Below are 7846 nucleotides of genomic sequence, written 5' to 3'. Positions count from 1 at the left end.
GCCTTGTCGGCCTTCGATGGCTTGCCTGCGGCCGGCGCGGACACGGTACCGGCCAGCAGCGAGATGCCCAGGCCTTCGCGCACGCGGTTTTCGATCTCGTGCGCCAGGTCGGGGTTCTCGCGCAGGAATTCACGCGCGTTGTCGCGGCCCTGGCCGATCTTCTCGCCGCGGTAGGCGTACCAGGCGCCCGACTTGTCGAGGATCTTGGCTTCCACGCCCATGTCGATGATTTCGCCTTCGCGCGAGATGCCTTCGCCGAACAGGATGTCGAACTCGGCGGTCTTGAACGGCGGGCTGACCTTGTTCTTCACCACCTTGACGCGGGTTTCGTTGCCGATGGCGTTGTCGCCCTTCTTGATCGTGCCGGTGCGGCGGATGTCGAGGCGCACGGACGCGTAGAACTTGAGCGCATTGCCGCCGGTGGTGGTTTCGGGCGAGCCGAACATCACGCCGATCTTCATGCGGATCTGGTTGATGAAGATGACCATGCAGTTGGTCTTCTTGATCGTTGCCGTGAGCTTGCGCAGCGCCTGGCTCATCAGGCGGGCCTGCAGGCCGGGCAGGGCGTCGCCCATTTCGCCTTCGATTTCAGCCTTGGGCGTGAGCGCCGCGACCGAGTCGATGACGATCAGGTCGACCGCACCCGAGCGCACCAGGCTGTCGACGATTTCGAGCGCCTGTTCACCGGTGTCGGGCTGGCTGATCAGCAGGTCGGACAGCTGCACGCCCAGCTTCTGGGCGTATTGCACGTCGAGCGCATGCTCGGCGTCGACGAACGCGCATTGGCCGCCGATCTTCTGCATTTCGGCGATGACCTGCAGCGTCAGCGTGGTCTTGCCCGACGATTCAGGGCCGTAGATTTCGACCACGCGGCCGCGCGGCAGGCCGCCTACGCCCAGCGCGATGTCCAGGCCCAGCGAGCCGGTCGACACGACCTGGATGTCTTCGATCACTTCGCCTTCGCCCAGACGCATGATGGTGCCCTTGCCGAACTGCTTTTCGATCTGGGCCAATGCGGCTTGCAGGGCCTTGGCTTTTTCGGTGTTGGCGGCGATGGCGGGGTTGGTGCCCTTGACAGTGGTGACGTCCATGAAAATCTCCTAGATAGCAATGATTTGGATAGCACCGACTGTCTGTTGTTACTGCCAGGCTGGATGCTTGAACAGTAGTTTATGGGCGTTGTCCTGGTGTGTATAGATGATTTTTAGTCAGTTTGCCTGACAATAAAGCATGACCGCTTTTCCCCCTTCCACCACCGCGCCCGCGCCCCTTGCGCCTGCGTCCGACGCCTGGCGCCAGACCCATCTGGGGCGGCTGCTGGGGCATTCGATGCGCCGCTTCGACGCGCGCGTGATGCAGCTCATGGCGCATGCGGTCGAAGTGCCGCTGGCGCTGTCCAACCTCGCGGCGCGCGACCAGGTCAGCGCCGCGCATATCCACATCACACGCCATCTTTCGCTGGGCGGCGACCGGCTGACCGATCTGGCCGAGCGCGCGGGCATGAGCAAGCAGGCGATGGCCGATCTGGTGGAGCAATGCCTGGCCTGGGGCCTGGTCACGCGCGAGGCCGATGCGCGCGACCGGCGCGCGCGCTGGATACGCTTCACGCCCACGGGGCTCAGCTGGCTGCAGGCCTTCGAGGCGGCCGTGGCCCAGGCCGAAGCCGAGTTCCGCGCCGAAGTCGGAGATGACGTCGCGACCGTGGTCGCGCTGGGGCTCGAAGCCTATGCCGGCGCCCATGGCAGACCGGCGTAACCCAGGCGAAAACCCCCTGGCGGCGCGGCACGGTCCCCCCCTAGAATGGGTCAAAACTGCCGGCGGTGATGCACCGCGGCGCTCATCTAGGGAAACATCCGCATGCGCATTTTGATTGCAGAAGACGACCAGGTCTTTGCCGATGGCCTGTTGCGCAGCCTGCGCGGATCGGGCGCCGTGGTCAGCCATGTGGCCAGCGGCAGCGAGGCCGAGTCGGTGCTGATGACCAGCAGCGAGTTCGACCTGCTGATCCTCGACCTGGGTCTGCCCAAGATGCACGGCCTCGAAGTGCTGCGCCGGCTGCGCGGGCGCGGCGACGGCTTGCCGGTGCTGATTCTCACCGCGGCCGACAGCGTGGAGGAGCGCGTCAAGGGCCTCGATTTCGGCGCCGACGATTACATGGCCAAGCCGTTCAGCCTGCAGGAGCTCGAAGCGCGCGTGCGCGCGCTCACGCGCCGCGGCATGGGCGGCGCGAGCAGCACCATCAAGCATGGGCCGCTGGTCTACGACCAGTCGGGCCGCGTCGCGACCATCGACGGCAAGATGGTCGAACTCTCGGCGCGCGAGCTGGGCCTGCTTGAAGTGCTGCTGCAGCGCGCGGGCCGGCTGGTCAGCAAGGACCAGCTGGTCGAGCGCCTGTGCGAGTGGGGCGAGGAGCTGAGCAACAACGCCATCGAGGTCTATATCCACCGGCTGCGCAAGAAGATCGAGCATGGGCCGATTCGCATTGCGACGGTGCGCGGGCTGGGGTATTGCCTGGAGAAAATACGGGATTGAATATGGGAAGTCCACGCCCTGAAACGCCCTTCGACAAGCTCAGGGCGAGCGGTAATGGGGGCGCTGGCGCTGAGTGCGCAAGTCGCATGCACCCATGAAAATCTTCCAGCGCGAGCAATATTCGCTGTTCGGCGGCATCCTCGACTGGATGCTCACGCCGTTGCTGCTGCTGTGGCCCGTGAGCCTGGCGCTCACCTGGCTGGTCGCGCAGGGGCTGGCCAATCAGCCGTATGACCGCGCGCTCGAGTACGACGCGCGCGTGCTCGCCAAGCAGGTGCAGCAAGGCCAGCCGCAGTTCAGTCTCGCGCACGCGCTGAGCCACAACCTGCGCACCAGTGCGTCCGACAGCGTGCATTACCAGGTGCTCGATCCGCAGGGCCGGCTGGTCGCGGGCGAGCCCGATCTGCCGCGGCCGCCGTGGACCGATGGTGAGCGCCGCAACGGCGAAGTCCAGCTCTACGACGCCGAACTGCGTGGCGTCGACATGCGCCTGGCGGCGGTCTGGGCGCCGATGGGGCCCTCGGGCCAACTGGCGCTGGTGCAGGTCGCCGAGACGCGGGAGCAGCGCAGTACCTTGGCGACCGAGATCATTCGCGGCGTGATGCTGCCGCAGTTCGTCGTGCTGCCGCTGGCGGTGATGCTGGTCTGGATGGCGCTGGCGCGCGGCATCACGCCCTTGCACCGGCTCGAGGAGCGCATTCGCGCGCGCAAGCCCGACGACCTGTCGCCGCTCAATTTCCAGGATGTGCCGCTCGAAGTCGCGCCGCTGGTCAACGCCGTCGACGACCTGCTGTGCCGGCTCAACGAATCGCTGGCGACGCAAAAGCGTTTTCTGGCCGATGCCGCCCACCAGCTCAAGACGCCGCTCGCTGGCCTGCGCATGCAGGCCGATCTGGCGCAGCGCGAAGGCACGAGCACACAGGAGCTCAAGCGCTCGCTGCAGCAGATCGGCCGCGCGAGCATGCGCGCCAGCCACACCGTGAACCAGCTGCTGGCGCTGGCGCGCGTCGAAGGCACGGGCGCGGCGCTGGTCAAGCAGCGCTGCGATCTTGCGCAGCTGGTGATCGACGTGGTGCGCGACTCGGTGCCGCGTGCGCTCGACAAGCGCGTGGACCTGGGCTACGACGGCGCCGAGCCGGGCGCGCCCGGCGTCTGGATGGAAGGCAACCCGACGCTGCTCACCGAGCTGGTGCGCAATCTTGTGGACAACGCGATCAACTACACCCCGTCGACGCCCGAGCAGCCCGGCGTGGTCACGGTGCGGCTGCTGACCGATACGTTTGGCCGGGTGCTGCTGCTGCAGGTCGAAGACACGGGCCCGGGCGTGCCCGAAGCCGAGCGCGCGCTGGTGTTCCAGCCGTTTTACCGCGCGCTGGGCACGCAGGCCGACGGCTCGGGCCTGGGACTGCCCATCGTGCAGGAGATCGCGCGCCAGCATGGCGCGCAGGTGTCGCTGGAACCCGCACGCGTGCAGACGCCGCCGGGCGCGCGCTTCAGCGTGCGTTTTCCGGCGCTGCCGATTCAGCCTTCGGCGCGCTGATGCCGGCGGCCGTGCGGCCGGCCTCGCTGACCGCGATCATCGCCGCGCTCGACTGCGCGGCCGATTCCAGCAGCCAGTTGCGAAACGTGCCCAGCGCGCCGTGGTGGGAGCGGCCTTCGGGGTAGCAGAACCAGTAGCCGAGGTGGCTGGCGTAGCCATGGCCGGGCAGGGGTTCGGTGACCAGACCCGAAGCGATCTCGTCCTGCACCAGGCAACGCGGCACCAGCGCCACGCCCATGCCCGCCATGACCGCGCGGATGATGCTCTGGAACTGGTCGAACTGCGGGCCGTCGAGCGCGCGCATGCCGGTCACGCCATGGGCCTGGCTCCATTGCGCCCAGGCGTCGGGAATGGTGACATGGCGCAGTCGGGTGCAAGCGATCAGGTCCTCGGGCTTGCGCAGGCGCAGCGCGCCGGGGCTGTTGTCGGGCGGAGCGATCAGCGCGACCTGCTGTCCGACCAGATAGTGGGCACGCGCGCCCGGCCAGTGGCCGTCGCCGAACAGGATGGAGCAGTCGAGCGTCGGGCTCTCGAAGTCATAGCCGTGCACATAGGGCACGAAATGCAAGGTGACCTGCGGTTCGCGCTGCTGGAATTGCGGCAGCAGCGGAATCAGCCACTTGGCACCAAAAGTGGGCAGCACCGACAGATAGAGCGCACCGCGGCGGTCATCGCTGGTGATCAGCTCCAGCGTCGCTGCCTCGAGCTGGGAGAGCAGGGCGCGCACGCTGCGTTCATAACGTTCGCCGGCCGGGGTCAGCGTGAGGCGCTTGCGGCTGCGTTCGAACAGCGTGACGCCCACCCATTTTTCGAGCTCCTGTACCTGCTTGCTGACCGCGCTCTGCGTAAGGTGCAGCGCCTCGGCCGCGCGCGAAACGCCGCCGAAACGCACCACGGTGGAAAAAGCCCGCAACAGATGTACAGGAGGATTGAGGCGGCGCAAACTGGTCATGGAGGTCACTCACAGAGAATGGCTAAGGATGCTCATATAGCTTGAATGTATTCCAATTTGGAATAACAACAGGCACAGGTATTGCTTTGTCTATGCCACGAATTCCGTTAATCTTTCTTATCGAAAAGGAAAATATCACCATGCAACGTCGTCACTTTATTGCCTCCATCGCCGCCACAACTGTCGTTCCAGGAATGTCTTTTGCGCAGGACAATAGCCGGCCCCTGCGCATCGTGGTGCCTTTCCCTCCGGGCGGCTCCACCGATATGGTCGTGCGCAACCTGCAGGACGTGCTCGGTCGCATCCTGAGCCAACCCGTGGTCATCGAGAACCGCGCCGGTGCCGGCGGCTCGATCGGCATGGCCGAAGTGGCGCGCGCCACTGACAACCTGACGCTGGGCGTGGCCACCTTGTCGACCCATGGCGTGAACCCCGCCGTGCTCAGCAAGGTGCCCTACGATGCGATCAAGGACTTTGTCGGCGTGACCGAACTGGTCAAGGCGCCTGGCGTGATCGTGGTCAACCCCAAGACCCTGCCCGTCAAGGACATGGCTGAACTCGTCGCCTACCTCAAGGCCAATCCCGGCAAGGTCAGCTACGCAACGCCAGGCAACGGCACCATCGGCCACATGTGGGGCGAGCTGTTCAAGCGTGCCACCAACACCGACATGCTGCACATCCCCTACCGCGGCGCGGGCCCGGCCATCAACGACGTGCTCGGCGGACAGGTTCCCGTGTACTTCGATCAGGTCGCCTCGTCGCTGGCGCAGATCAATTCCGGCAAGCTGCGCGCGATCGCCGTGAGCTGGCCGGAGCGCCTGGACGTGCTGCCCAACGTGCCTACCTATGCCGAACTCGGCTACAAGGACATCAACGATCCTTCGTGGTTCGGTCTGGTTGCGCCCAAGTCGATGCCCGCCGCCCAGGTCGCGCGTATCCAGAAGGCCGTGGCCGCCGCGCTCAAGGAAGACGTGGTCAAGCAACGCATGGCGGCCCAGGGTCTGTACCCCACGGGCACGACGACCGTGGCATTCACCAAGCAGATCGAGACCGAGATCGCCAAGATGAAGCAAGTCGCTGCCTACGCCAAGATCCAAATCGACTGATTCTCCTTACTTCCAGTTTGCCTATGCATCCCGTCTTGCAATTGATCAGCCAACGTTTCCAGCACGCCCAGCCCGGAGTGGCGGGCGTGGCCCACGCTCCCGCTCCGGCCCAGATGGTGACCAGCATTCCCGGCACCAGTGCCGTGGTGCTGGATTCGCCGCACAGCGGCACCTGGTATCCCGACGACTTCGGCTCCTGCCTGCCGCTGGCCACCCTGCGCCAGGCCGAAGACACGCATGTCGAAAAGATCTATGCGTTCGCACCGGCGCTGGGCGTGAGCTGGGTCGAGGCCCACTTCCCGCGCATCTACCTCGATGCCAACCGTGACACCACGGAAATCGACACCGGCATGATCGACGGCGACTGGCCTTTGCCCGTCACCGAAGACCAGGTGGTGCTGCAGAAGGTGCGGCTGGGCAAGGGCCTGATCTGGAAGTTCACCGACGCTGGCGTGCCCATCTATGAGCGCGCGCTGTCGGTCGATGAATTGCTGGCGCGCATAGAGCGCTGCTGGAAGCCCTACCACGCGGCCGTGGCCAAGGCCATAGATGCCGCGCATGCGCGCCATGGCTACAGCATCCACATCAACTGCCATTCGATGCCCGCGGTCGCTGCCAGCCATGCGACGCTGCATCCGGGTCTGGTGCATGCCGACTTCGTGATCGGCGACCGCGACGGCACGACCGCCGACACGCGCCTGTCGCAGCGCATCTGCGCTTTCCTGCGCGAGCGCGGCTACAGCGTCGATTACAACCACCCCTACAAGGGCGTGGAGCTGGTGCGCCGCTACGGCAACCCGGCCGAGAACCGCCACAGCATCCAGATCGAGATCAACCGCAAGATCTACATGGACGAGCAGACACTGGAGCTCGACCAGGCCGGCTATCTGCGCCTCACGGCCGATCTGCAGGCGCTGGTCGAAGACCTGATGGCGCTGGATCCGCGCGCCTGATCACGGCGCTGCACATGCAAAAAAGCCCGGTTCGACCGGGCTTTTTTTCGTCTGCAGCGGCGGCCGCTCAGGAAGCGCAGGCTTTGAGCGCCTTGTCGCCGAACGCCGGCAGCGCTTCGAGCTGGGCGCGCAGCGCGGGCGTGGCCGCGGGCAGGCGCAGCACGTAGCCATGTTTGTCGGGGCGCTCCTGCACCACGCGCGCGCTGCGCACGCCCTGGCGCACCAGCTGGGTCAGCTCGCGCGTCGCGGCTTCCTCGCTGCTGAAACGGCCCAGCGACAGGCCGGGGTCGAGCGTGCCGCCCGCGCGGTCATGGTCGAGCTTGCGCGCCACGAGCTCGGCGCGCTTCTTTTCCAGCGCCTGGTTGTCGGCGAACTTGCCCATGTAGACCATCCAGCGGCCGGGCTGGGTGATCTCGTCGAGCTTCCAGCTGCCTTCGGGGAACTGCAGCAGCAGCGCGCGGCGCAGCTTGTCTGATGCGTCGTCGTCATAAATGCCGGCCTGCAGGCACTGGGCCGGGCCTTCCTGGGCCGGCGGCGCTTCGGCGGGCGCCGTGGGCGGGCGGGCGGCGTCTGGCGCGCCAGCGACCGCCGCGGGCGGCTGCTGCAGCTTGAGCGCTTCGGGGTGCAGTTGCTGCTGCAGCCGCTCGGGTTCGGTGTGCTGCTGGGGCGCCCAGCCCAGGCTGGCCAACGCACCCTGGCTCCAGGCGAAATAGCCGGCATTGGCCAGCAGCAGGATGAACAGGGCGATGCGCAGCATGGGGGG

Annotated in this window: 8 protein-coding genes; 5 read left to right on the top strand and 3 right to left on the bottom strand. The window is 66.3% G+C overall.

From position 1 onward, the window contains the following. Positions 1-1091 (bottom strand): recombinase RecA (gene recA, locus KHY18_RS07770; protein ID WP_213297377.1); only part of this gene is annotated, 1091 nt, incomplete at its 3' end. A gap of 139 nt (positions 1092-1230) precedes the next feature. Between recA and KHY18_RS07765 the strand changes: the two genes are divergently transcribed. The 3 genes from KHY18_RS07765 (at position 1231) to KHY18_RS07755 (ending at position 4072) form a co-directional block, all read left to right on the top strand. Continuing rightward, a complete protein-coding gene (locus tag KHY18_RS07765; protein ID WP_213297375.1) occupies positions 1231-1755 on the top strand; it encodes a MarR family winged helix-turn-helix transcriptional regulator in 525 nt (174 codons plus the stop codon). Positions 1756-1857: 102 nt separating this feature from the next. Next, positions 1858-2532: a response regulator gene (locus KHY18_RS07760; RefSeq protein ID WP_159915342.1), complete on the top strand. Its 675-nt coding sequence runs from the start codon at positions 1858-1860 to the stop codon at positions 2530-2532. Positions 2533-2626: 94 nt separating this feature from the next. Beyond that, the gene (locus KHY18_RS07755) at positions 2627-4072 is read left to right on the top strand and encodes a sensor histidine kinase (RefSeq protein WP_213297373.1); all 1446 of its coding nucleotides are present in this window, start codon (positions 2627-2629) and stop codon (positions 4070-4072) included. Here KHY18_RS07755 and KHY18_RS07750 read toward each other — a convergent pair. Then, positions 4026-5024 carry a LysR substrate-binding domain-containing protein gene (locus tag KHY18_RS07750; protein ID WP_213297371.1) on the bottom strand — a complete coding sequence of 333 codons (999 nt, stop codon included), beginning with the start codon at positions 5022-5024 and terminating at the stop codon, positions 4026-4028. The genes KHY18_RS07755 and KHY18_RS07750 overlap by 47 nt on opposite strands. A 140-nt stretch (positions 5025-5164) precedes the next feature. Here KHY18_RS07750 and KHY18_RS07745 point away from each other — a divergent pair, with 140 nt between their 5' ends. Both KHY18_RS07745 and KHY18_RS07740 read left to right on the top strand, forming a co-directional pair. After that, a complete protein-coding gene (locus tag KHY18_RS07745; RefSeq protein ID WP_213297369.1) occupies positions 5165-6130 on the top strand; it encodes a Bug family tripartite tricarboxylate transporter substrate binding protein in 966 nt (321 codons plus the stop codon). A gap of 23 nt (positions 6131-6153) precedes the next feature. Beyond that, the gene (locus tag KHY18_RS07740; RefSeq protein WP_213297366.1) at positions 6154-7083 is read left to right on the top strand and encodes an N-formylglutamate amidohydrolase; all 930 of its coding nucleotides are present in this window, start codon (positions 6154-6156) and stop codon (positions 7081-7083) included. 67 nt (positions 7084-7150) lie between these two features. On the opposite strand, the gene KHY18_RS07735 is transcribed toward KHY18_RS07740, so the two are convergent. Then, positions 7151-7840 (bottom strand): SPOR domain-containing protein, encoded by a 690-nt coding sequence (locus tag KHY18_RS07735; protein WP_213297351.1) that lies wholly within the window; start codon positions 7838-7840, stop codon positions 7151-7153. Positions 7841-7846: the final 6 nt, after the last annotated feature.

This window comes from Acidovorax sp. CCYZU-2555 (assembly GCF_018413525.1).
Classification (GTDB): domain Bacteria; phylum Pseudomonadota; class Gammaproteobacteria; order Burkholderiales; family Burkholderiaceae_C; genus Comamonas.
Note: the sequence above shows the minus strand (reverse complement) of the source record. Positions and strands in the feature narration are given on the sequence as shown.

What these genes read in the sequence shown, in the direction of transcription:
- KHY18_RS07765 (WP_213297375.1), top strand. Translation starts at nt 1,231, where the DNA reads ATGACCGCTTTTCCCCCTTCCACCACCGCGCCCGCGCCCCTTGCGCCT.
- KHY18_RS07760 (WP_159915342.1), top strand. Translation starts at nt 1,858, where the DNA reads ATGCGCATTTTGATTGCAGAAGACGACCAGGTCTTTGCCGATGGCCTG.
- KHY18_RS07755 (WP_213297373.1), top strand. Translation starts at nt 2,627, where the DNA reads ATGAAAATCTTCCAGCGCGAGCAATATTCGCTGTTCGGCGGCATCCTC.
- KHY18_RS07750 (WP_213297371.1), bottom strand. Translation starts at nt 5,024, where the DNA reads ATGACCAGTTTGCGCCGCCTCAATCCTCCTGTACATCTGTTGCGGGCT.
- KHY18_RS07745 (WP_213297369.1), top strand. Translation starts at nt 5,165, where the DNA reads ATGCAACGTCGTCACTTTATTGCCTCCATCGCCGCCACAACTGTCGTT.
- KHY18_RS07740 (WP_213297366.1), top strand. Translation starts at nt 6,154, where the DNA reads ATGCATCCCGTCTTGCAATTGATCAGCCAACGTTTCCAGCACGCCCAG.
- KHY18_RS07735 (WP_213297351.1), bottom strand. Translation starts at nt 7,840, where the DNA reads ATGCTGCGCATCGCCCTGTTCATCCTGCTGCTGGCCAATGCCGGCTAT.